At 36.3% G+C, this 24,853-nt stretch carries 21 protein-coding genes; 14 read left to right on the top strand and 7 right to left on the bottom strand.

The window, feature by feature from the left end:
• Position 1: 1 nt before the first annotated feature.
• A complete protein-coding gene (ftsY, locus tag GFU89_RS07900; protein WP_047386493.1) occupies positions 2-955 on the top strand; it encodes a signal recognition particle-docking protein FtsY in 954 nt (317 codons plus the stop codon).
• Positions 956-1,027: 72 nt separating this feature from the next.
• Entirely contained in the window at positions 1,028-1,288 is a 261-nt protein-coding gene (locus GFU89_RS07895; protein ID WP_318846614.1) for a GlsB/YeaQ/YmgE family stress response membrane protein, read from the top strand.
• Positions 1,289-1,366: 78 nt separating this feature from the next.
• Here the strand turns inward: GFU89_RS07895 and sppA are convergent, their stop codons facing one another.
• The gene (sppA, locus tag GFU89_RS07890; protein ID WP_318846613.1) at positions 1,367-3,124 is read right to left on the bottom strand and encodes a signal peptide peptidase SppA; all 1,758 of its coding nucleotides are present in this window, start codon (positions 3,122-3,124) and stop codon (positions 1,367-1,369) included.
• A gap of 20 nt (positions 3,125-3,144) precedes the next feature.
• Here sppA and folK point away from each other — a divergent pair, with 20 nt between their 5' ends.
• The 6 genes from folK (at position 3,145) to fmt (ending at position 10,981) form a co-directional block, all read left to right on the top strand.
• Positions 3,145-3,561, top strand: a complete 417-nt coding sequence (gene folK / locus GFU89_RS07885; protein WP_318846612.1) for a 2-amino-4-hydroxy-6-hydroxymethyldihydropteridine diphosphokinase — start codon at positions 3,145-3,147, stop codon at positions 3,559-3,561.
• 17 nt (positions 3,562-3,578) lie between these two features.
• On the top strand, positions 3,579-4,694 hold the full coding sequence (locus GFU89_RS07880) for an OmpA family protein (RefSeq protein ID WP_318846611.1): 1,116 nt from the start codon (positions 3,579-3,581) through the stop codon (positions 4,692-4,694).
• A gap of 50 nt (positions 4,695-4,744) precedes the next feature.
• Positions 4,745-6,271: an OmpA family protein gene (locus GFU89_RS07875; protein WP_318846610.1), complete on the top strand. Its 1,527-nt coding sequence runs from the start codon at positions 4,745-4,747 to the stop codon at positions 6,269-6,271.
• Positions 6,272-6,482: 211 nt separating this feature from the next.
• Positions 6,483-7,922 (top strand): OmpA family protein, encoded by a 1,440-nt coding sequence (locus GFU89_RS07870; RefSeq protein ID WP_318846609.1) that lies wholly within the window; start codon positions 6,483-6,485, stop codon positions 7,920-7,922.
• Positions 7,923-7,997: 75 nt separating this feature from the next.
• Positions 7,998-9,902 carry an ATP-dependent DNA helicase RecQ gene (locus GFU89_RS07865; protein WP_318846608.1) on the top strand — a complete coding sequence of 635 codons (1,905 nt, stop codon included), beginning with the start codon at positions 7,998-8,000 and terminating at the stop codon, positions 9,900-9,902.
• A 131-nt stretch (positions 9,903-10,033) separates the two neighbouring features.
• Positions 10,034-10,981: a methionyl-tRNA formyltransferase gene (fmt, locus tag GFU89_RS07860; RefSeq protein ID WP_318846607.1), complete on the top strand. Its 948-nt coding sequence runs from the start codon at positions 10,034-10,036 to the stop codon at positions 10,979-10,981.
• Positions 10,982-11,100: 119 nt separating this feature from the next.
• Here fmt and ribB read toward each other — a convergent pair whose 3' ends face one another.
• Both ribB and GFU89_RS07850 read right to left on the bottom strand, forming a co-directional pair.
• Positions 11,101-12,222 carry a 3,4-dihydroxy-2-butanone-4-phosphate synthase gene (gene ribB, locus GFU89_RS07855; RefSeq protein WP_318846606.1) on the bottom strand — a complete coding sequence of 374 codons (1,122 nt, stop codon included), beginning with the start codon at positions 12,220-12,222 and terminating at the stop codon, positions 11,101-11,103.
• A 68-nt stretch (positions 12,223-12,290) separates the two neighbouring features.
• Complete coding sequence (locus tag GFU89_RS07850; RefSeq protein ID WP_318846605.1) at positions 12,291-13,295, bottom strand: LLM class flavin-dependent oxidoreductase; 1,005 nt, start codon at positions 13,293-13,295, stop codon at positions 12,291-12,293.
• Between the two features lie 263 nt (positions 13,296-13,558).
• Here GFU89_RS07850 and GFU89_RS07845 point away from each other — a divergent pair, with 263 nt between their 5' ends.
• Positions 13,559-14,407 (top strand): M12 family metallopeptidase, encoded by an 849-nt coding sequence (locus tag GFU89_RS07845; RefSeq protein ID WP_318846604.1) that lies wholly within the window; start codon positions 13,559-13,561, stop codon positions 14,405-14,407.
• A 34-nt stretch (positions 14,408-14,441) separates the two neighbouring features.
• On the opposite strand, the gene GFU89_RS07840 is transcribed toward GFU89_RS07845, so the two are convergent.
• A complete protein-coding gene (locus tag GFU89_RS07840) occupies positions 14,442-16,568 on the bottom strand; it encodes a helix-turn-helix domain-containing protein (protein WP_318846603.1) in 2,127 nt (708 codons plus the stop codon).
• Between the two features lie 82 nt (positions 16,569-16,650).
• On the opposite strand from GFU89_RS07840, the gene GFU89_RS07835 reads away from it, so the two are divergent.
• Positions 16,651-17,103: a hypothetical protein gene (locus GFU89_RS07835; RefSeq protein WP_318846602.1), complete on the top strand. Its 453-nt coding sequence runs from the start codon at positions 16,651-16,653 to the stop codon at positions 17,101-17,103.
• Between the two features lie 171 nt (positions 17,104-17,274).
• On the opposite strand, the gene GFU89_RS07830 is transcribed toward GFU89_RS07835, so the two are convergent.
• The gene (locus tag GFU89_RS07830) at positions 17,275-17,811 is read right to left on the bottom strand and encodes a gamma carbonic anhydrase family protein (protein ID WP_309436084.1); all 537 of its coding nucleotides are present in this window, start codon (positions 17,809-17,811) and stop codon (positions 17,275-17,277) included.
• Positions 17,812-17,978: 167 nt separating this feature from the next.
• On the opposite strand from GFU89_RS07830, the gene GFU89_RS07825 reads away from it, so the two are divergent.
• From GFU89_RS07825 to hemH, 3 genes are read left to right on the top strand one after another with little or no spacing between them, the layout of a single operon-like run.
• Entirely contained in the window at positions 17,979-18,857 is an 879-nt protein-coding gene (locus GFU89_RS07825; RefSeq protein ID WP_318846601.1) for a NifU family protein, read from the top strand.
• Positions 18,858-18,869: 12 nt separating this feature from the next.
• Complete coding sequence (locus GFU89_RS07820; protein ID WP_318846600.1) at positions 18,870-19,397, top strand: NAD(P)H-dependent oxidoreductase; 528 nt, start codon at positions 18,870-18,872, stop codon at positions 19,395-19,397.
• Between the two features lie 15 nt (positions 19,398-19,412).
• Positions 19,413-20,441: a ferrochelatase gene (gene hemH, locus GFU89_RS07815; RefSeq protein WP_318846599.1), complete on the top strand. Its 1,029-nt coding sequence runs from the start codon at positions 19,413-19,415 to the stop codon at positions 20,439-20,441.
• Positions 20,442-20,521: 80 nt separating this feature from the next.
• Here the strand turns inward: hemH and GFU89_RS07810 are convergent, their stop codons facing one another.
• Positions 20,522-22,480 (bottom strand): M4 family metallopeptidase, encoded by a 1,959-nt coding sequence (locus GFU89_RS07810; RefSeq protein ID WP_318846598.1) that lies wholly within the window; start codon positions 22,478-22,480, stop codon positions 20,522-20,524.
• Between the two features lie 364 nt (positions 22,481-22,844).
• Positions 22,845-24,065, bottom strand: a complete 1,221-nt coding sequence (locus GFU89_RS07805; RefSeq protein WP_318846597.1) for a DUF5103 domain-containing protein — start codon at positions 24,063-24,065, stop codon at positions 22,845-22,847.
• A gap of 70 nt (positions 24,066-24,135) precedes the next feature.
• Between GFU89_RS07805 and GFU89_RS07800 the strand changes: the two genes are divergently transcribed.
• Positions 24,136-24,774, top strand: coding sequence for an MBL fold metallo-hydrolase (locus tag GFU89_RS07800; protein WP_318847158.1), 639 nt, complete (start codon positions 24,136-24,138; stop codon positions 24,772-24,774).
• Positions 24,775-24,853 lie beyond the last annotated feature (79 nt).

The raw sequence follows: 24,853 nt of genomic DNA, 5'->3' as shown, positions 1-24,853 counted from the left end.
TATGAGTTGGTTTAAAAATATTTTCAAAAAGGAAGAAAAAGAAACCTTAGACAAAGGGTTGGAAAAATCCAGCCAGGGATTCTTTGAAAAAATGACGAAAGCCGTAGTTGGCAAAAGCAAAGTAGATGATGAAGTACTGGATGATCTGGAAGAAATACTGATTGCATCTGATGTAGGCGCCTCTACCACCATCAAAATCATAGGAAGAATTGAAGAACGTGTTGCCAGAGACAAATATGTAAGTGTAAACGAACTGGATAAAATTCTTCGTGATGAAATTTCAGGACTACTGCTTGAAAATCCTCATGCCAGTACAGGAAATATTGACACCTCCAAAAAACCCTATGTCATTATGGTTGTAGGAGTGAATGGAGTCGGAAAAACAACCACTATAGGAAAACTGGCTCACCAGTTCAAATCAGAGGGTAAAAAAGTAGTTCTTGGAGCTGCTGACACCTTCAGAGCCGCTGCAGTAGATCAATTGGTGATCTGGAGCGAAAGAGTGGGTGTTCCTATCGTAAAACAGGAAATGGGATCTGACCCTGCCTCTGTAGCATTCGATACCGTACAAAGCGCTGTAGCACAAAATGCAGACGTTGTCATCATTGATACAGCAGGAAGACTTCACAACAAGATCAACCTGATGAACGAACTTTCCAAGATCAAAAGAGTCATGCAGAAAGTAATTCCTGACGCACCTCATGAGATCCTGCTGGTTCTGGACGGTTCTACCGGACAGAATGCTTTTGAACAAGCCAAACAGTTTACAGCCGCAACGGAAGTAAATGCATTAGCAGTTACAAAATTAGACGGAACAGCAAAAGGAGGTGTTGTCATTGGCATCTCTGATCAGTTTCAGATTCCGGTTAAATATATTGGTGTAGGCGAAAAAATGCAAGATTTGCAGCTTTTTAATGGTACGGAATTTGTAGATTCATTCTTCAAGAAAAGATGATTTATATCATGTTTTCCCTTATATTAGCAACAAATCAATTTTAAATATTAACAATTAAAAAAATTTGCAACTATGGGAATACTAACATGGATCTTATTCGGTCTTATTGCAGGTGCAATCGCTAAAATGATCATGCCCGGAACTCAGGGAGGAGGATGGCTAATCACTATCATACTGGGAATTTTGGGAGCATTTGTAGGAGGAGCTATAGGAGTCTACATTCTACACTGGGGAGATGTCTCTTCATTCTGGAATCCTAGAAGCTGGATTCTTTCAATCGGAGGAGCTTTAATTATCCTCTGGATTTATGGGATGGCTACCAAGAAAAGCTGATAATAACGCTGATAAAAAAAATAAAATCCCGGATCTGAAATTTCAGATCCGGGATTTTTGTATACAATATAAATTTAGTTAGTTGTTGATTCTGATCTGGTAAGGCATTTCCATCTTCACCTCAGACTGTAATTTTTTGTCTGTAATCTGCTGTAGAATCTCATAGTTGGATTTACCAATCTTATTCTTAATAATTCTGGCAGAAACATCCTCTTCATTCAGATCCTTGAAGATTTGCTCAAATGGTGACATTCTCTTAGGGAAAGCATCGATCTGGTAAGTCTTCAATCCTGCTTTCTGTGCAGCAAATTTCACAGCATCATTCAAAGTACCAAGCTCATCTACTAAACCGATCTCTTTGGCACGAACTCCGCTCCATACTCTACCGCCTCCTACATTATCAATCTGCTCAAAAGTTTTCTTCCTGTTCTGAGTCACAAAATGTACAAATCTCTTATAAGTACCTTCCACACTTCTCGTCATCATATTTACCCCATAAGGAGTAACTCCGTTTAATCCTGAATAATACATAGAATTAGCATTCGTAGAAACAATATCCGCACGAATTCCGTTTTTGTTTGCAATATCTTTATAATAAGGCATTACCCCAAATACTCCGATAGAACCGGTAAGTGTATTAGGCTCAGAATAAATTTTATCAGCTGCCATAGCAACATAATATCCTCCCGAAGCCGCATAATCACCAAAAGAAACCACCAACGGCTTTTTCTTTTTCAACTGCTGCAATTCAAATAGAATCTCATCAGAAGCATTAGCGCTTCCCCCCGGAGAATTGATTCTGAAAACTACTGCTTTCACCTTATCATCATCCTGAAGTTTTTTAATATACTTCACGTATTTCTCAGAATGAATATCATTATACTCATCTCCGTTGTTGATAGATCCTGAAGCATACAATATTGCAATCTTTTCACCGGATTTATCTTCATCAGCATAAGAACTGATATAACTTGTCAGAGAGATTTTGTTCAGCTTCTCTTCGTTATTTACATTCAGTTTTGTCTTAAGAAGATCTTCATATTCCGATTTCTGAATAAGTTTATCTGCAAGCTTATATTTCAAGCTCTGTTCAGGAATCATTCCATATAAACTGTCAGTAACCGTTCTGAACTGAGCCGTATCAATTTTTCTTGAAGCAGCCATTTTATTGGATGTATTTTTCCAAAGGTCATTCAGAAGAGTACTTAACTGTTCTTTATTTTCCGGAGAAATATCATTTCTTAAAAAAGGTTCAACCGCAGATTTAAATTTACCATGTCGAATAACTTCTATTCCAACACCATATTTATCTGCAAAATCTTTAAAGAAAGTAACTTCAGTAGAAAGACCTTTCAATTCAATACCTCCTGCAGGATGCAGATAATATTTATCCGCAACAGATCCTAAATAGTAAGCCGATTGTGAAACTCCGTTTCCGTAAGCATACACAAATTTTCCGCTCTTCTTAAAATCTTCAATCGCATTTCTAAGATCATCAATCTGAGTGAGACCTGCATTCAAATTATCAGCTTCAATACTGATTCCTTTAATATTATCATCGGTCTTAGCTTTATTAATAGCTTCCAATGCATCATATAAAAGGACACTTTTATTTTGGGCACCTATACCAAACAATCCCATCTCCTCTTCAGTAGGACTATCGATTATATTTGTCTTTAAATTAATCGTAAGAACCGAGTTCTTTTTCACCGCCACCGACTTATCATTTCCCATAGAACTGAACACGAGCATCATAATGAAAAAGATGAAAAATAAAGCGCAAAGTATGACAATTGCTACTATATTTGCCAAAACATTTTTGAAGAAACTTCTCATAAATCAATCAATTTTCCAATATGTCGCAGCATAAGGTCGTTTTGTTACTAGGAAGTAACTTAGGAGAGCAAAAAAAAAATGTAGAGCACGCATTAAATAAGATAAAAGATGCTGGAAATCAAATTTCACAAACCAGCGAATATTTAATGTCTGAACCCGTAGAGTTTGCCAGTTCCAATATTTTTTGTAATATTGCAGCAATAATATTCACTCCTCTTTCACCAATTCAACTGCTTGATTGTATTAAGAATATAGAAGTTGAGATGGGAAGAATTAATGATTCAAAAGTATCCGGAGGTTATACTGACAGGATAATAGACATTGATATCATTAAGTACAATGAATTAAATTTTAAATCAGAAAGATTAGAAATCCCTCATAAAAAACATCTTTTTGAAAGGGATTTTTCCAGAGTATTATTAAAAGATTTTATTTAAAACATAAAACATATTGTATGAAATTAGGTTTATTATTATTGGCTACAACATTGCCAATTGCAGCTTTCGCACAGAACAGCAGCACTACAGTAAACTCTTCCACAGAGTATCCTAATACATTCTCCTCAGGCTCCGCCAATGTACAAACTTTCGACAATAAAGCCAGACGTTTCAAAGACTGGTCTATTTCTGTCGGAGGAGGTCCGGCATTTATGGTTCACTCCGATTTAAAATCTATCCGCAAGGATAAGATCAATTGGGGGTACAATGCCTATGTAAGCGTAGACAAACAAATCACACATGCATTCGGTTTAAGCGTTATGTATATGAGAGGAGAAACAAAACAGACAGCACAGCTTCCCGGTGCTGCAGGTGTAAAATCAGGAATAGCTACTGCAACAACACAGTTTGACAACATCTCTTTATTAGGTGATATCAACTTCTCAAACTTATTCCGAAGAGTAGACAACCATTCCCCATACAGATGGGCATTCCATGGATATATGGGAATTGGAGTTCAGGGATTCAGAACATCATTACATGATAATGACGAATTCAGATGGAGCACTACTCCAAGAAGAGCCCCTTTATTCATTAAGCAAGACATTGATATCAACTCTATCTTCTATCAGGGAGGTGTAGGAATAAAATATAATGTTTCTAAGCTTATTGACGTTGAAGCAAGAACCATGTACATCATCAGTGGTGATGATGAATTCGATGGCGGCGGATGGGCTGATCCTAATGATTACGATCCTTCCACACCCGGTTCAAAATATAACATGCTAAACTCTAGAAGATCGGATAATGCCTGGACAGTAAGTTTAGGACTATCTTTCAAATTAGGAAAGCAGTTATCTCACCTTGCATGGCATGACCCACTTCAGGAAGCTTACTACAGAACCAGCGTTCTTGAAAATGCATCAACAGATCTTGTTGTTTGCGAAAAAGGAGATGCTGACAATGATGGAGTATGTGATGATTGGGATAGACAGCTTGACACTCCTGCTGGAGCAAGAGTAGATGGTGCTGGAGTTGCTTTAGACATGGATCTTGATGGAGTTATTGACCTTTATGATAAGTGTGTAACTGTTCCAGGGCCTGTTGAAAATAACGGATGTCCTATCAAATAATTAAAAAGTTTAAAAATTCTTTTTCAAAAGAAATCAAATAATAATACACGATGAAATTAAGTTTAGCAATTGTAGCATTTGCTTTGGCAATTCCTTCTGCCACTTATGCACAAGACTCAATGGCAGTTTCAAAAGGAGAATACCCTAATACGTTTTCTTCAGGATCTGCTAATGTTGCTCCATTTACCAATCAATCTAAAAGATTTAACGATTGGTCTATTTCAGTAGGAGCTGGAGTTCCGCTTCTTCAGTCGGCAGATTTAACCTCTATCAAAAATGGTAATGGTAAAAACCTATTCGGATATTCAGCCTATGTAAGTATTGATAAAGCAATTACACATGCTTTCGGAATCAATCTACAGTATGACAGAGGTGAAACAAGACAAGGATGGTTCAATACTAAAGATTCAGCACCAGATGCAACAGCAGTTGGAGCAAGAACTCAGTATGATGCTATCTCAATCTTAGGAGACATTAACTTTTCTAATTTATTAAGAAGAGTTGATAACCATTCTCCTTATAGATGGGCTCTTCATGGATATGCTGGTATTGGTACAATTGCGTACAGAACATACCAGAAAGACGGAAACAACAGACAGACATTGATGACAGAAATTAAACCTTTCCAATTAGGTTCTATGTTCTTTCAGGCTGGTACAGGTCTGAAGTTTAAAGTGAACAGAAGAATTGATATTGAAGGTAGATTAATGTATGTGGTAACCGGTGATGATGAATTTGATGGTGGTGGTGATGCTTACAGCGCTATCAACAAACGTTCTGAGCAGGTTTCTGACAACTTCTTCAATGCGACTTTAGGTCTTACATTCAAATTAGGAAAACATGAGTCTCATGTAATGTGGCATGACCCGCTTCAGGAAATCTATTACAAACTGGATGTACTGGCTAATAAAAACCAGGATATTGAAGTATGTAAAAAAGGAGATGCTGATAACGACGGGGTATGTGACGATTGGGACAGACAACTTGACACTCCTGCAGGAGCAAGAGTGGATGGTGCCGGAGTTGCTCTTGATGTTGATTTGGATGGTGTAATCGACCTTTACGACAAGTGTGTAACGGTTCCTGGACCTGTTGAAAACAACGGATGTCCTATCAAAAAAGACAACAAGGAAACTGCTGTAGAAGTAGAGAAAACCCTTAAAGATATTTACTTCAATTTTAATAAAGCGACTATCAGACCTGAATCTAATGAAAAATTGGATCTGGCTGCTTCAATTATTAAAGAAAACGGAGGTAACTATCTATTGACAGGACATACTGATATTAAAGGAAATGCAGCTTACAACTTAAGACTGTCAAAAGAAAGAGCAGCTGCTGTTGTAGGAGCTCTGGAAACCAGAGGTATCAATGAAAATGTACTGAAATCAAGAGGAGTAGGTTCTGCAGAAGCTACGATCCCTGCATCAGCTTCAGATGCTGAAAGAATGGCAGACAGAAAAGTTACAGTAAGATTTATAGAAACATCTGAATGGGATTCTATCAAAAAGAAAGACTATGAAGATGCACCTGTAAAGAAAGCAGTAAAAAAAGTACCTGCTAAGAAAAAGAAGAAATAATTTTCATAATACACCAAAACCGAAAAGAATTACTCTTTTCGGTTTATTTTTTTTCTACTACGAATTTTTTTACATACCTTTAACATTATTTTCAGGATAGCAGCATGAAACACATTAAAAATCAACTAGTTTGATTTGAAAAAAAATAACATAAGATCGCTTTTTGGCGTAAAAAATCATTTAAAATAACTTAACTTAAAAAAATAACACTATGAAATTAAGTTTAGCAATTGTAGCATTTGCTTTGGCAATTCCTTCTGCCACTTATGCACAAGACTCAACGGCAGTTTCAAAAGGAGAATATCCTAATACATTTTCTTCGGGATCTGCTAATGTTTCCCCATTCACCAATCAATCTAAAAGATTCAACGATTGGTCTATCTCTGCAGGGGTTGGAGTTCCACTTCTTCAGTCGGCAGATTTGACTTCAATCAAAAATGGTAATGGAAAGAACCTTTTTGGATATTCAGCCTATCTAAGTATAGACAAAGCTATTACTCATGCTTTCGGAATCAATCTACAATACGACAAAGGTGAAACCAGACAAGGATGGTTCAATACTAAAGATTCAGCACCTGATGCAACAGCAGTAGGAGCAAGAACTCAGTATGATGCTATCTCCATCTTAGGAGACATCAACTTCTCTAATTTATTAAGAAGAGTTGATAATCACTCACCTTACAGATGGGCTCTTCATGGATATGCAGGTATCGGTACTATCGCTTACAGAGCATACCAGAAGGACGGAAACAACAAACAGAGATTGATGACAGAAGTAAAACCTTTCCAATTAGGATCTATGTTCATGCAGGCTGGTACAGGTCTGAAGTTTAAAGTGAACAGAAGAATTGATATTGAAGGTAGACTAATGTATGTGGTAACCGGTGATGATGAATTTGATGGTGGCGGAGATGCTTATAGCGCTATCAATAAGCGTTCTGAGCAGGTTTCTGACAACTTCTTCAATGCGACTTTAGGTGTTTCCCTGAAATTAGGAAAACATGAGTCTCATGTAATGTGGCATGACCCACTTCAGGAAATTTATTACAAACTGGATGTACTGGCCAATAAAAACCAGGATATCGAAGTATGTAAAAAGGGAGATGCTGATAATGACGGAGTATGTGACGATTGGGACAGACAACTTGATACTCCTGCAGGAGCAAGAGTTGACGGTGCCGGAGTTGCTCTTGATACTGACCTTGATGGTGTAATTGACCTTTACGACAAATGTGTAACGGTTCCAGGACCTGTTGAAAATAACGGATGTCCTATAGCAACAACAGGACCTGTAGTAGAAACAGAAACTAAATTGGAAGGAATTGAATTTGATTTAAATTCTGACAGAATTTTACCATCAAACACTCCAATCTTAAATAATGCTGTAAACTATATTAATTCTTCAAATGGTTCTTATAGTGTAGTAGGAGCTACCGATACAAGAGGTACTGACGCTTACAACCAAAAACTATCTGAAAGAAGAGCAAACAACGTTAAGAACTATCTGATCAAAAACGGTGTTCAAACAGGTAAACTACAAGCAGTAGGAAAAGGTGAAAAAGACCTTAAATATCCTGAGTGCGAACCAGCAACAAAATGCCCTGAATGGAAAAACAGAGCCAACAGAAGAGTATACTTCGAAGCTAAATAATAAACTTATTTATATATTATATGAAAGTCACGCCTGGCGTGACTTTTTTATTGATACTTTCCTTATTTTTACAACATGATTTCTCCGCAGGATTTTCAAAAGCTCAAATATGATACTCTTAAGTATTTCTGGGGTTATACCGATTTCAGGGATGCTCAGGAAGAAATTATTAATGCTGTCATTAATGAAAAAGATACTCTAGTTTTGTTACCCACAGGAGCAGGGAAATCATTATGCTATCAACTGCCTGCTTTACTGAAAGAAGGAACATGCCTTGTCGTTTCTCCTTTGCTTGCACTGATGAAAGATCAGGTAAATCAGCTTAAATTCCGTGGTATAGAAGCAGAATACCTTTCATCTGAACTGGATGAATATGATGCTGAAACAATTTATAACCGCTGTAAGGAAGGCCTAACCAAACTACTCTATGTTTCTCCTGAAAGACTTACCAATAGTCAGTTTATTCAGAATATGCAGGAAATTCAGTTATCCTTTATTGCAGTTGATGAAGCCCACTGTATTTCAGAATGGGGTCAGGATTTCCGGCCAAGTTATCAGAATATTAAAGGATTCCGAAGTAATAATCCTGAGATCCCCTGCCTTGCCCTGACTGCCACTGCAACACCAAAAGTTTTGGAGGAAATCAAAAATAAACTGGAACTGAAGAACCCTTCTGTTTTCCAAAAAAGTTTCAAGAGAGAGAATATCAAAATATTTACAGATGAAGTATCTGATAAATTCCAACGTGTCTTTGATATTTTAAAATACAGTAACGATTCTGGGATTGTATATGTAAGAACCAGAAAAGAAGCTGAACTGCTGGCAGAATTTTTAAAGAAAAATCAATTGAAAAATGTAGATTATTTTCATGCAGGCTTAACAACCAAAGAAAAAAATGCCAGACAGAATCTTTGGAACAACAGTGACAATCATGTCCTTATTTCTACTAATGCCTTTGGAATGGGTATTGACAAAGACAATGTAAGATTTGTAATCCATTATTCTCCTGCCGCCTCTCTGGAAAACTATTATCAGGAAATTGGAAGGGCCGGAAGAGATGGAAAAGACAGTTTTGCCTTCATGCTTTGGAATAAGCAAGAACTTCTGAATTTTGATCAGATCTTAAAAAACCAAACTCCAAACAAAGCCGAATTTTTAAAGATCATCAGCTACCTCTACTCTATTTTTCAGGTAGCAGAATTTGAACTTCCTGAAAAAACATTTCAGCTGAATACCCTTGGCATACAGAATTTCACCAAACTGTCGAAAGCAAAAATCAACAACATACTTAATTTTCTGCATAACCAGGAAATCATCTACTACAATGAAAACAAGAGCCTTTCTTCGCTCGAACTTTTTATCAAAGCTGATGAGATTGATCAATTACCACAAAAAGACGCTTATTTCATGGAGCTTCTTTTCCGTACGGTATCCGGTATCACTACCCACAAAGTAATGTTCAGCGAACAGCAGGTAAGTAATAAAATCAATATCAGCGTCCCTTTGATTAAAGAACGTCTTAAGGAACTGCAGCAAAAAAATTACCTTGAATATATTGATGGTGCGCTTTCCAGTATTAAATTTCTGAAACCCCGTGATGAAAGAGCAGTAAATAGCGCTTACTGGAAGTTATTTGAACATATTCAGAGAAACAAAATCCAGAAATGGGAAGAAATGAAGTTTTACGTAGAAAATAACGAATACTGTAAAATGAAACTTATCTTAGCCTATTTTGGTGAAAAAAATTCAAAAAACTGTGGTCAGTGTTCTGTTTGCGAAAAAAATAAACAGTCTATGTTTGGTAAGAATATTTCTCAGCAAATCGTTAATTTATTAGCTAAAAAGCCGGCAACGATTGAGGAACTTTCCATACAACTGAGTTATCATTCTAAAGAAAATATCTTAGAAAACCTTATTTTCCTTTTGGATTCAGGGAAAGTGAGAATGCTAAACTTCAGAACGTATGAGCTTAATCATTAATAATGAGTAATAATAAGCATAGAATGATTTTTTAATTAAAAGATAAAATAGACTCATCTTATCTCTAAAACTCTCCCACCCTCAAACTCCAATATCTTCCGACTCTCAGATCAAAAACTTATCTTTGCGGTATGAAATCATTGAAAGTCGTTTTTTTAGGAACTCCTGAGTTTGCAAAAACTTCTTTGGAGGCAATCCATCAATCTCACCATCAGGTGGTAGGTGTTGTAACTGTAGCCGATAAAGCAAGTGGACGTGGACAGAAAATACACCAATCACCAGTAAAAGTATATGCGGAAGAAAACAATATTCCTGTTTTTCAGCCAGAAAAACTGCGAAACCCTGACTTTTTGGAAGAAGTTAGGAAACTGGATGCCGACGTTTTTATAGTGGTAGCTTTCAGAATGATGCCTAAAGTTCTTTTTGAGATGCCTAAAATGGGTACCTTCAATCTTCATGCCTCTTTACTACCGGATTACAGAGGAGCCGCTCCTATTAATTATGCAGTAATCAACGGTGAAGAAAAATCCGGAGCCACGACGTTCTTTATCAATGAAAAAATTGACGAAGGAAATATTCTTCTTCAGCAGGAAATGGAAATTTTACCTGACGAAAATGCTGGAAGCCTTCACGACAGACTGATGGAAATGGGTTCAGGACTCGTAGTTAAAACATTAGATGGCCTGGCTGAAAATGCTATTGAAGAAAAACCTCAGCCACAGGTAGAACATCCTAAAAATGCTTACAAAATCTTCAAGGAAGATACCAGAATCAAGTGGGATCAATCTTCAAAAACTATTCATCAGTTTATTCTGGGAATGTCTCCTTATCCCGCAGCTTTTACTACTTTAAAAATTGAAAACGAAGAAAAAGGATTAAAAATATTCGGAGGTAAATTTGGACTTTCTGATCACGGAAAACCGGCAGGAACTTTAGATATTTCAAAGAATGAATTTAAAATCTATACCCAGGACGGCGTATATTATCCACTGGAACTTCAGCTGGAAGGTAAAAAAAGAATGACTGTGAAAGATTTCTTAAATGGTTTCAGAAATTTTGATGGAATCACATTAAACTAAGAATTACATTCAGATCATTATCTTATACGCATAAAAGTATACCAATAAAAAAGGTTTAGGAAGTCCTAAACCTTTTTTTATATTGTAAACAGTAAAACTTACTGCTGACTATTCATTGATTATAACTGTACCAACTCAGTAACCTCTACATCATATCCTCCAACCTGAGGTCTGATATTAGGGTTTTGAGTAATTACTTTGAACTTATTAATTCCTAAATTCTTTAAGATCTGCGTTCCAATTCCATAATCTCTGTAATTGTATGCTAAAGTAGGATGCTGCTCCTGACCGTCCTGATAGTTTAGGAACTGCTGAAGTTTTCTTAATGTATTTTCAGAATTAGAAACATTATTGATAAAAATAATAGCTCCTTTTCCAGCTTCATTTACCATACCTGTTACTTTTTCCAGTAATGGCTTTTCACCATTGTTCAATCTTGTCAATACATCGAAATAAGAATCAGAAGACTGTACTCTCACCAAAACCGGCTCATCTACTGTCCATGCTCCTTTTGTCAATGCAAAGTGAATCTGGTCATTGGAAGTTTCTCTGAAAGCATAAAAATCAAACTCACCATAGTGCGTTTTTACTTTTTTCTCTTCAAGTCTTTCAACCAGGTTTCCTTTTTTAAGCTGATAATGAATCAGATCTTCAATAGAAACGATTTTCATATCGTGTTTCTGAGCGAATGCATGAAGTTCAGGCAGACGAGACATTGTTCCATCTTCATTCATGATCTCACAGATCACTCCACCTTCTTTCAAACCTGATAAATGGGTAAGATCAATGGCAGCTTCAGTATGTCCGGCTCTTTTCAATACTCCACCTTTTCTTGCACGAAGCGGGAAAATGTGGCCAGGTCTCATAAAATCTGTAGGTTTGGATTTTTCATCCATCAGTGCTAAAATTGTTTTTGCTCTGTCTCCTGCAGAAATTCCTGTAGATGTTCCGTTTCCTAAAAGGTCAACAGATACGGTGAAAGCAGTTTCTTTAGGATCACTGCTTCTGCTTACCATCACTTCAAGCCCAAGCTCATCACATCTTTTTTCAGGAAGCGGCATACAAATAAGCCCTCTTCCGTGAAGAGCCATAAAATTGATAATTTCCGGTGTTGTCAACTCTGCTGCACAAAGAAAATCACCTTCATTTTCTCTGTCTTCATCATCTACGACTATGATTATTTTACCATTTTTAAGGTCTTCAATAGCCTCTGGAATAGTATTTAATTTAATATCGGACATTTTTACTTTTTATTTTTGCAAAGATACTCATAAAAATAAGCATCTGCCAATTAATTATGAAGGGTTTATTACGCGTTGGATAAAGAGTTGGCCGCCTCTCTGAAAATTTCGTAAGATCTCAATCTTTTCTGATGGTCATAGATATGGGAGTTGATCATCAGTTCATCAACCTGAAATTTTTCCTGGAAATCTTTAAGCTTTTCCTGAACTTCAGCCGGATCTCCAATAAAAGTATACCTCAGTTTCTGTAGAACCATAGATTTTTCCATTGGTGACCAGATGTCGTCCATATCGTCAACAGGGGGAGCAAAAGGCTTTCTGTCATTTCTTACGATGTTGATGAAGGCCTGAAATAAAGTGGTAGAGATTTTATGAGCTTCCTCAGAAGTTTCTGCTGCCACACCGTTTACACAGGCAATGATATAAGGTTTATCCAGATATTTTGAAGGTTCAAAATGTTCTCTGTATATTTTAAAAGCCATTTCCATCTGCTCCGGAGCAAAATGTCCTGCAAATGCATAGGGTAAACCAAGTTCTGCAGCCAGCCATGCACTGTCTGTACTTGATCCCAGAATATAAATTGGAATATCCAGCCCTTCTCCGGGAATAGCACGAACCATAGCATCTGAATTTTCCTTAGAAAAATAACGCTGAAGCTCCAGAATCTGTCTTGGAAACTGTTCATTAATAATAGCAGGGTTTCTTCCTAAAGCCTGAGCCGTCAATCCGTCAGTTCCAGGTGCTCTTCCAACCCCAAGATCTATTCTTCCGGGAAAAAGAGATTCCAAAGTACCGAACTGTTCTGCAATGATCAGAGAACTGTGATTCGGAAGCATTATTCCACCGGAACCTACTCTGATTCTCTTGGTTCCGTTGGCAATAAAACCGATCAAAACTGAAGTGGCAGAACTGGCAATACTTTCCATATTGTGATGCTCGGCCAGCCAGAATCTTTTATAATTTAGATTTTCAGCATGATTCGCTAATGATAAGCTATCCTGAAAAGTATCGTGAATGCTTTTGCCTTGCTTTACCGGTGCAAGATCTAAAACAGAAATTTCAAAATTTTTCATATTGAGATGTTAATTTTTCTTTGGTCTCAAAAAACCATACAAATTTAAAATATAAAAACTGCATTAGTTACTTTTTGTAATTAATAAAACCGATCGGTTAATTCAGGGAAAAACTATTGGAATTCAAATTTTCTTTACCTGATTTTAGTTATATGATTTTTGAATAAACACTTTATTAAAATCTATACACTTTAACAATAATAATTCAATAAAAAGAGAAATATTCATTATATTCGTATACCAAATCATTAAAAAACTTTAATATGAACAAAAAATCCAATGGATTATTTTCTATGAAAATATTTCCAAAAAGAACTGTACTTATGAGCATTATTATGACTGCAGTTTTAGCATCGTGTAGTAAAAATAATGAAGAAATCACCTCGGAGGCCCAAACCAATGCTTTCAATGTTGAAAATATTAAAAAAGGACAATTGGGAGGTCAGGACATTACCTATGAAAGAAAAAACGGATTGAATTTTTTCCAGGGAGATATCGTCCTTTCTGACAAACAGCTGGCAGAAGGCAGTGAAGCCAATAAGGGAGGTGCAAGCTTTTCAAGATGGCCAAGCGGTAAAATTTACTACACTATTGCCAGCAACATGGGTTCTATCAACGTCAATAAAATCAATTCTGCAATCAGCGAGTATAACAACAAAACCAATACTCAATGGATTTATCGCAGCAATCAGAGCAATTATGTTGAATTTATTTTTGGAAGTTCATCAGGATCAGATGGCTGGGCTCATATCGGCTATCAAGGTGGGAAACAAACAGTTTCTCTGGACCAGTATATTTCTGTAGGATCGGTAATTCATGAAATGGGACATACAGTGGGACTTTATCATGAACATACCCGTAAAGACAGGGATCAATATGTAAAAATCCTGTGGAACAATATCCAAAGCGGACAGTCTTATAATTTCAATATCTATAATTCAGGAACGGACATTGGCCCTTTTAATATTAATTCTGTGATGATGTACTGGCCGACATCTTATTCTAAAAATGGACTGCCAACTATCACAAGAGCAGACAACTCAAATTTTACGTATAACAGAACAGGCTTTACAACCGGAGATATTAATACAATCAACACAATGTATCCTTAATTTTCAAGAACATATGTAAATAAAAAAAGAACTCTTATGAGTTCTTTTCTTTTTTATAATTATAATGATTGATCAGAATCCTGATCTCATTAAATTCAAAATGACTAGGCAGAGCATTCTTCCATTCACTCAATGTTTCGCGGGGATTTTTGTAGAATTCATCTTCAAAAGCTTTGATTTTATCTGAAGTAATCACTCTTGCAATATCCAGCAATCCCTGTTCTGCAAATTTGGCAAGATGGCCAATCACTGTTTCTTTTACCAAACCTCTTTCCAAAGCAATTTCTCCAATAGTTTTTCCTTGCTCAAACAACTGAAAGGTTAAAACCTGAGACGGAACTTTTGCGATTTTCAGATTGATTTCTTTATCATTCTTTTCATCTAAAAGTTTCGTTTCAAGAAGATAAATCTCTCTTAAGCTGTTCAGGTATTCTTCAATATCTTCCAGCCAGTTCTTGAATTCCTCGTTATATTGTTTTAAACCTTTTGCTCCTTTTATTTCTGCATAAAATTCTTTTAAAGGATCGAAAATTTTATTTCTGGTTTCTGTAAAGAAGAAATTAACGGCTCCTTTTGATTTACTTTCAATTTCGGACCAGTCTTCTTTTTGTTCAATAAAATTATTGACTTTCTGGAAAATGATGCGTTCCAGTTTTTCAAAGATTTTCCCCAGATTTACCGCTTCATGTTTTAACTGCAGATAAAGCTGCTTAGTCTTGGCATGATCAATATTCTTGGTTACAATCGAGAGGTTGTTCCACTCTTCCACTTCTTTTAAAAACCAGGTACAATCAAGGGTACGAAGTACTTTCCTGATGCTGTAGTCATATTTTTCCTGATTCAGAATAGCTTCCACATGGTCGTTGGCAATAGTATCGGTATGGAAATGCAAAATCCTGTTATCCTTGAAAATAACTTCAGGGGTAATTTTTGATTTTAAAACAATTCCTTCCAGTGTTCTGCAACGGGATAAAGCCACATATACCTGACCGGCCGTAAAACTTTTTCCGGCATCAATGATTACCTTATCAAACGTCAGTCCCTGACTTTTATGGATGGTCACAGCCCAGGCCAGTTTTATCGGAAATTGTTCAAAACTTCCCAATACTTCTTCCTGGATATTTTTATCGGTATCAAGGAAATATTTTTTCTGTTCCCAGGTTTCTCTTTTAACTGTAATTTCAGTTTCGCTTCCATCCAGAGCAACACGAATTTCATTTTCATCCAACCCGATGATCTCTCCTAACTTCCCATTGAAATATTTCTTTTCGCCGGAAATATCATTTCGGATAAACATGATCTGGGCTCCAATTTTCAATTCTAAAAACTGTTCGTTAGGAAACTGATTTTCTTTAAAATCACCTACAAGTTTAGCTTCATAAGTTTGAGGATCTACTTTTATCTCCGCCAGTTTCTCAAGGTTGATCTCATCAGCCATTCTGTTGTGAGAACATAGGTATACATAAGATTCTTTCCCCATATCAAAATCGGGATCATATCTTTCGTTGAGATGATTAAAATCTATATTGCCTACATCACCATCACGGATAGCATTCAGAATTGCCAGAAATTCCTGGTCTGTCTGCCTGTAAACTTTTGTCAGTTCTATAGTAACAATCGGGATTTCTTTAATAGCATGGCTGTCAAAAAAGAAAGGTGAATTGTAATACATTTTCAGAATATGCTCATCCCTTACCACAGGCGGAAGCTGAAACAAATCTCCAATAAAAAGCATCTGCACCCCACCAAATCTTTGATTATTTCTTCTGATGAATCTCAAAGAAAAATCCATCATATCAAGAACATCAGCTCTCAACATTGAAACCTCATCAATGATAATGATCTCAACCTCTCTCAGGAGTTTAAGTTTATCTTTACGGTATTTGAAATGGGGCATCAGATCGGCAATATTATTAGCCAAACTGGTATCTATTCTTTCTGTTGTAGGAAGAAAAGTTCTTAACGGCAGTCCAAACATGGAATGAATCGTAACTCCTCCCGCATTAATTGCAGCAATTCCCGTGGGTGCTACTACAATATGTTTTTTCTTTGTACGTCTTACAAAATCATTGAGAAACGTCGTTTTACCTGTTCCGGCTTTCCCGGTCAGAAAGACACTTCTGTTGGTATATTCTATTAAGTCAAAAAAATGATTGTTCATCGTCGTCAAAAATACGGAAATGAATTTGAATTTCTTACCTTGGCATAAGTTTTGAAAATTCTTAAAAAGAAAAAAGTTTATTGTGAAAAAATTATTCTTGTATTTCCCTGTGATAGTATTATGTACTGCATTAACTCTCGTTTCCTGTAATACATCAAAAAATACCAATGCCAATCTTCCTGTAGATATCGCAGACAGACCTGCTGACGAAGCCAGTCAGAAATATGAGCAGGCTCAGCTCGATAGATTAAAAGCCTCTATTGAATCTGAAGTATCAGGAGAAAAATGTACGGATGCCAGTGAGTGGGCATTTGCTCCTATGGGGGCAAAATCCTGTGGCGGACCTCAGCTGTATATCGCTTATCCAAAGAAAATAGAAACTGCTTTCTTACAGAGAGTAAATGATTATACAGATAAAGTAAAAACTTTTAATGAAAAGTATAATATTATGTCTGATTGTGTAATGATCACACCTCCTACATCTCTGAAATGTATTCAGGGAAAGATCAGACTGATTACGCCGGACAATAACTAACAATAAAGCAAAGGATCTATATCAAATCGAAAAAAGCTCTGTCTCAGGACGGAGCTTTTATATTTACAAGATCAATGGTGAATTGTGCTTCGCAAGTGAATAGTGAATTTTTTACTGCCAAAAATAATTGACAAGCTCAGCGGATTGACGATTCACTCTTCACTTGACAACCTAAAATTGATGATCTTTCACGTTTTCCTTATACCATGAAGAGTATTTAACATAGTTATTCGCAATTCTGTCCACTTCACCTTCCAATAACTGTGCATTGATATCTTTGATCTTTTTCGCAGGAACTCCGCCCCAGACTTCTCCGGATTTGATATGAGTGCCCTGAGTTACTACAGAACCTGCTCCTACAATAGAATTTTCTTCCACCAGGCAGTCATCCATTACAATAGCTCCCATCCCGATCAGTACATTATCTTTAATGGTACACCCATGAACAATTGCGTTATGTCCGATAGAAACATTATTTCCGATATTCAACGGATGTTTCTGATAGGTACAGTGCAGCATTGCATTATCCTGAACATTTACCTTGTCACCCATTTTTATATAGTGAACATCGCCTCTGATCACAGCATTATACCAAACGCTGCAGTCTCTTCCCATCGTAACATCACCAATAATAGTAGCCGTTTCCGCTAAAAAAGTGTTCTCTCCGATTTGTGGTGCTTTTCCTAAAAGTTCTTTTATAAGTGCCATAATATTAATTTGAAAATTTGAAAATATGCCAAATTGAAAATGATGATCTTTTGCCTTATAATCTATGGTATCTAACTTCTAAATTACAGTGATAGCAAAAATCTAACTCTCAATTTTCAGCTTCTAACTTCTAATGCGTATTTTTGTATCTCAAATTTAACGAAAAAATGCGTACCGTACTTATAGAACCTACCGAAAACCCGAAAGTAATGAAATTTGTTGCAGATTACAATCTCATTCCCGGGTCTTTAGAGTTGGACAGAAATTCAGATATTTCAGAAATTCCTATGGCACAGGAACTTTTCAATTATCCGTTTGTGGAAAGAGTTTTCATTACAGCTAATTTTGTAGCCGTAGCAAAACAGGATACCATAGAATGGGAACATGTAGCTGAAAGTCTGAAAAATGTAATTGAGGATGAATTATTGGCCAACCCAAGAATTTATCTTCAGAAGAAAAAAGAAATGTATCAGATCTATGCTGAAATGACTCCGAATCCTAATGTAATGAAATTTGTTTCGAACAAGTTACTGATGGACGGTTTTGTAGAAGTAAAATCGATGGAAGCAGCTGAGGAAGTTCCTTTGGCACAGGCAATCTTTAAAGAATTTGAATTTACAAAAGAAGTATTCATTTCTGATAATTTTGTAGCGGTTACCAGAGACAATTCTGTAGAATGGCACCAGGTGATGATGACTGTTCGTGCTCTTATTGCCGACTATCTTCAAAACGGAGGTGAGATCTCTAAAGTAGAACCTCAGAAACACGAAAATCCTGTTGAAAAGATCATCAACAGAGATTATACGGAAGATGAGCAGAAAATTTCTGACATTTTAAATGAATATGTGGCTCCTGCAGTAGAAAATGATGGTGGAAAGATTTCATTGATGGAATATGACCAGGAGAACAAAACTGCAAAAATGCTTCTACAGGGAGCTTGCTCAGGCTGCCCAAGCTCTACGGCTACTTTGAAAAACGGAATTGAAAGTATTTTAAAACAATTCGTTCCGGATTTAGTAGAAAAAGTAGAAGCTGTAAACGGATAATTCAGTTTGAAAATGCCTCCCGAAAAGAAAATTGTAGTCATTATTGGAAGTGCTTCAGAAAATTCCAGCAATCAGAAACTGATGGAACAGGTTCTGGAAAAGATGGGATATACAGATTTTCTGATGTATGATAATCTTTCTGTCCTTCCCCATTTTGATACTGCAATAACAGACGAGAATGTTCCGGATGAAGTCCTGAAGATCAGAGAGGATATTAAAAATTCAGCAGGTGTTATATTTTCCACTCCGGAATATATTTTCAGTATTCCGGGCAGATTAAAGAATCTGTTGGAATGGTGTGTTTCCACAACAGTTTTTTCAGAAAAGCCCGTTGCAGTGATCACCGCTTCAGCTAGTGGAGAAAAAGGCCATGAAGAGTTATTAATGATTTTAAAAACTCTTGGAGCAGCAACGGATGATAAACATCAGGCATTAATAAAGGGGATAAAAGGCAAATTTGAAAGCAATGGCTTACTTGAAAGTAATACCTTTGCCAGAGTATCAAAATTAGTAGCAGATTTTACAACGTCTGTTTCATAATTAAAAATTATAATATTGAATAATAAAGGAATTTTACTGGTCAACCTCGGATCACCGAGATCAACCTCTGTAAACGACGTAAAGGAATATCTTGATGAATTTTTGATGGATGAAAGAGTAATCGATTACCGTTGGATCTTTCGTGCGCTTCTTGTACAGGGAATTATCCTGAAAACAAGACCTGCAAAATCTGCCGAAGCTTATAAAACAGTTTGGACAGATGAAGGTTCTCCACTGATTGTCATCACGGAAAAAATTCAGAAAAAACTTCAAAAACTGGTTGATGTTCCTGTAGAAATAGGAATGAGATATGCAGAACCCAGTATTGAAACCGGTATCCAGAAACTGGTAGATCAGGGAGTCACTGAAATCGTTCTTTTTCCTTTATATCCTCAATATGCCATGAGTACAACGGAAACGGTCATTGAAAAGGCAGAAGAAGTAAGAAAAAAGAAGTTCCCAAAGGTAAAGATCAATTATATTCAGCCTTTCTACAATAGAGATATTTATATCAACTGCCTGGCAGAAAGTATTAAAGAAAAGCTTCCTGAAAATTTTGATGCCCTTCAGTTTTCTTACCACGGAGTTCCGGAAAGACATATTTATAAGACAGATCCTACCAAGACCTGTAATCTTAATGACTGCTGTTCAAGAGATGATAATCCGAGTCATCAATTCTGTTATCGTCATCAATGTTATAACACCACACAGCGTGTTATTGAGAAACTGAATTTACCTAAAGAAAAGACAATCGTTTCTTTCCAATCAAGATTAGGAAAAGATAAATGGATTGAACCTTATACTGATGAAACGCTGGAAACAATTGGTAAAAAAGGAATAAAAAATCTGGCCATTGTGTGCCCGGCATTCGTTTCTGACTGTCTTGAGACTTTGGAGGAAATTTCTGTAGAAGGAAAAGAGCAGTTTATGCATGGAGGTGGTGAAAATTTCCATTACATTCCCTGCCTGAATGATGAAGACCGCTGGATTGATGTAGTAAAAATACTTTGTGAAGAAAAACTGAATGATTTCTATTTGGTATAATTCGATTCACTCAAAATAGACAAAAGGCTACAAGAATTAACTTGTAGCCTTTTTGTTGAATATATTAAAAATTTTGGTGTCTATTTTTTAATAAGGTTTCCAGCTTTCTGCCCGTTTACTGTTACCACATATACTCCTGGAAGCATATTAGAAGGCAATTGGATATTCAGTTTATTTGAACCGTCTGTCATCTCAACTTTTTCAGAAATCTCTTTCTTCCCTGTCAGGCTTACCAGTTCTACAATTCCTTTTCCTGCTTTACCTTCAAAGTTTATAGTGAATCTGTCAGTGGCAGGATTCGGGCTGATGGTATAAGCTGAAATATTTGAAGTTGCTGCTACAAGTCCTGCCGCAGAAGTTCCTCCTCCTACACCTACTGCGTTCCATGCATTTTTAACCTGGGTTACTTCATTGCTGGTTGCGCCATACAAATCGGTAGCTGCCTGGATAGAATACGTTCTTGTGTTGGCATAATTGGATGATGAGGTCAGGTAGCTAGTTAATGTTCTGTAAGCAATAGCTCCTGCCTTATCCAGTCCGATTCCTGAAACATTATAAGCAAAACCGTTATCATTGGTACCTGAACCTCCTGTTACCAATAAATAGTACCAGAAATTAAGGACTCCTGAATTGGTATGAACTCCACAATAGTCATTGGTTGTCTGTCCCGGTACTGCACATCCTGTAGTCGTAGCATCTTTCCAGTAGGTACCTTTATAAGTATCCGGCTGACGATAGGCATTAGGGTTAGACATATCTCTGATGACATAATTGAAATCTTCTCCCAATGTCCAGCTTGCCTGTGTTGGTCTTGCCCAACGTTCTATTGAGTTTCCGAAAATATCAGAAAAACCTTCGTTCAATGCTCCCGGCTCTCTCTGATACACAAGATTAGCTGTTTTTGAAGTCATTCCGTGGGTAATTTCATGTCCACAGACATCAATAGCTGTTAATGGTTTTCCTCCGTTAGTTGTAGAACTTCCGTCACCATAGGTCATTCTGGAGCCATCCCAAAATGCATTAAAATAATTGGTAGAGTAATGAACATAAGATTTTATTGCAAAATTATTATTATCAATACTCTTTCTTCCAAATTTTGTATATAAGTAATCAACAGTCATTTCTGCTCCCCAATGGGCATCTGTAGCATATTGGTCTTTGTTGGTATTTACATTATTCCATACATTATCTGTATCTGTAAAATCTACTGCTGCTGAATAATTAGTCCCTTTTTTCAGGTTGTAAGTTTCTACAGCTGTACCTGCATTTCTTCCGGTCTCTCTTAATCTGTAACTTCCATTATAAGAATCAGCTACAATACTACGGCTTCCGCTATATCCTGTAGTTGCTGTTCCCGGAGTATTCACCTCGTGAATAATAGCATCCGTTCCCAAAACTTTTCCATTTTTTGCATCTACAAAAACATATTGTCTGCTTAATGGTTTTTCTGAGTAAATATCAAATTTATAAGCTAGTGTTAAATCATTCAGTTTTTCGTCTGTAGGATCTGAATAATATACCAATTCACCTTTAGGAGCAAAACTTGCTTTAGCATCATTGGATTCTTTTTTGATAAAATCTTCCTCTTCTTTATTCTGCCATTTATAGGATTCTGCCCCTACGAATGATAAAGCACTCTGCAGAGCGATATTTTCAGAAATATTGGTTTTCTTCTCAAGTCCTTTTGGAAGCTGAAGAACCCACTTTCCTGATTGTCCTACTATTTTGCCTCCTTTTGTTTGTACCGCCATCATTCCGTATTCTACAGGAATATCATTAACGGTCTGTTGGAATCTATGAGTTTCAAAACCCAGCGCATCTTTTTCCAGCCCCAGTTTAAGAGCTTGTCCTGGCGAAAGTCTCTGTGAAGTTTCATCAAATAAAACAGGACTTCCCTGAAAAGCAGGTGCATTTTTATCAAATCTCATAAAATCTGCATGTAATCCGCTTTTCCCCGGATTTAATTTTGATGGTGTGTTTTGTCCAAAAACAAAAGAGCAGGCGGCAACGCTTGCCACTAAGATAAATTTCGTTTTCATAATAATATTTGGTTGATTGTGGAAACGAATGTATAGATTTTTCACAATAAAACAATAAAAACAATGAATAAAATTCAATTGATTTTATAAATCAATAAATAAAACACAATAATGATTTTAAAAAAAAGAAAATTATTTAAATATAATTTTATTGCAATGAAGATTTTACATTAATATATTTAACAAAAATCAAAATTTTGTGAATTATTTTTTTTCACTATTCAGTGCATTATATTTTATAAATTAACAAAGATTAAAGCCAGGGGTAGACTTAATTCTTTTAATTTGGATAAAAAAATAGGACCATCTCAAAAGATAGTCCTATTGTATAAGAATATTTTAATATAATAATGATATCAAATCATTACCGTTTATTCGCTATTGGAGTCCTGAATTCACCATAACCCATCAGCCCGTCATAATTTCTTCCGAATGGTGCATAATAAAGAAATGCCTGATAAAGGTTTTCTGTCTGCCAGAAATTACCGTTTACCTCACCAAAATTCAATGCTCCATTTCCTTCTTTGGTTACCAAAACATAGTTATAAAAACCTTGTTTCAGGAATATTTTAGCCACATACTGCTTCGTAGCAGCATCATACTGCATCTGGTTTTCTTTGCTTGGTTTATAATTATTAAACCCTCCCAAAACATAAATTTCTTTCTCTACCGGATCTGATTCCAGATAGAAATGCACCCATGAATAGTCCGCTTCTCTTTCTGCATCTCTTTCTCTGCCTAAATCATTTCTTCTGTAATACCATGCTCCATTCACATCCGGCTGATATTGATAATTTAAAGGGAATGCCCATACCGGATGCAGATAGGTCTGGTTGACATCATCTTTTATTTCGGTTGTACGTACCATATCCGCCGCCATATTCATATTTTTATTATCGAAATAATAAAACTCGTTGTCTCCCGGAAATGTAAGATTCATCTGCTGAAAAAGCACCTGATTTCCTAAAACACTGCTTGGCTTCAGATTAGAAATCGTCGTATTCGGGTTGTTATTCTGCATCACATTCATAGTGATTGAATTGACATTGGAAGAAATATCTCCTCCTTTCGGAGAAACATTCACTTCTACCCTCTGGTTAAGATTGGGATTTCTTGCATCTGCAAATCTTGAAATATTTAACCCTACAGATGTTACATCTTCTACCAGGTAAAACCTTTTTTTGAAAAGAGGCTGATCTGCAGAATCTTTGTAAACAATCAGTTCATAATTCCCTGAAATTTTCAGCTGGATTTTATCATTTGGAAAAACAAGTTTATAGTGGGTATAAGCCTGTAATGTATTAAAAGAATACTGAAACTGATCCAGAAGCGCATTCATACTCCCGGTAGCAAATTCTGTAAAAAACAGATTATCCTCGTTCCAGTTTCTGTCATAATGTTTGAATGTATATCTATAGATCTGACTGCCGTTGGTAAGGTCATCAAAGCCCAGAACCAACTGTTCACCAATCTTGATTACCGGAGTTTCATCATTGGTCTGAGGATTGAACAGCTGAACACTTTGGATATTTTGTCCAAAAACCAGTCCGCTCAAAGTAAGTAAGAGTATTCGCAAAGTTTTCATTATGACGAAGATAACGAAAAATAGCCATTTTCTTAATAATATCGTATTTTTGAATAAAAAATATTCAGATATGCTTCAGATTCAAGGTTTCGTATTCAACTTTGCGAGCGAAAACACTTACATCATTTATAACGAGAATAAAAACGCTTGGTTAATTGATCCGGGAAATATGAAAGGGCAGGAAACTCAGGCTATTGAGAGTTTCATTTCGGAAAACGGACTGAAAATTCAGAAAATTCTTCTTACCCACGCACATATTGATCATGTATTGGGTCTTCAATGGGCTTTTGATACATTCAAAGTACCTGTAACGATGCATCAGGAAGATCAGGAAGTTTTGGATATGCTTCAGGCAAGCGGAATGAGATTCGGAATGCAGATAGATCCTGTAAAAGTAGAGGTGGAATATATAAAAGAAGGGGATGAATTGGATCTGGATGGTGAAAAATTTACAATTTATCATGTTCCGGGACATTCTCCGGGAAGTGTAGTCTATCATCACGAAAATCAGAAATTCATGATCTCAGGAGATGTTCTTTTTGAAGGCAGCATCGGAAGAACAGATTTATATAAAGGTAATTATGAACAGTTGATTGATGGCATTAAATCAAAACTTTTCATTTTAGATAATGATACTCAGGTTTTCTCAGGTCACGGAAATCCTACGTCAATTGGATTTGAAAAGCAGTATAATCCGTTTTTGAAGTAAACAATCTATTTAAATCTCACACAGATGCTTTATGATGAAATGGGAGATTAATTTTTAAATAAAAATATGAAACCACCGG

The sequence above is a fragment of the Chryseobacterium sp. JV558 genome, from assembly GCF_033712365.1.
Lineage (GTDB): Bacteria > Bacteroidota > Bacteroidia > Flavobacteriales > Weeksellaceae > Chryseobacterium.
This window is presented reverse-complemented; position numbering and strand designations above follow the sequence as displayed.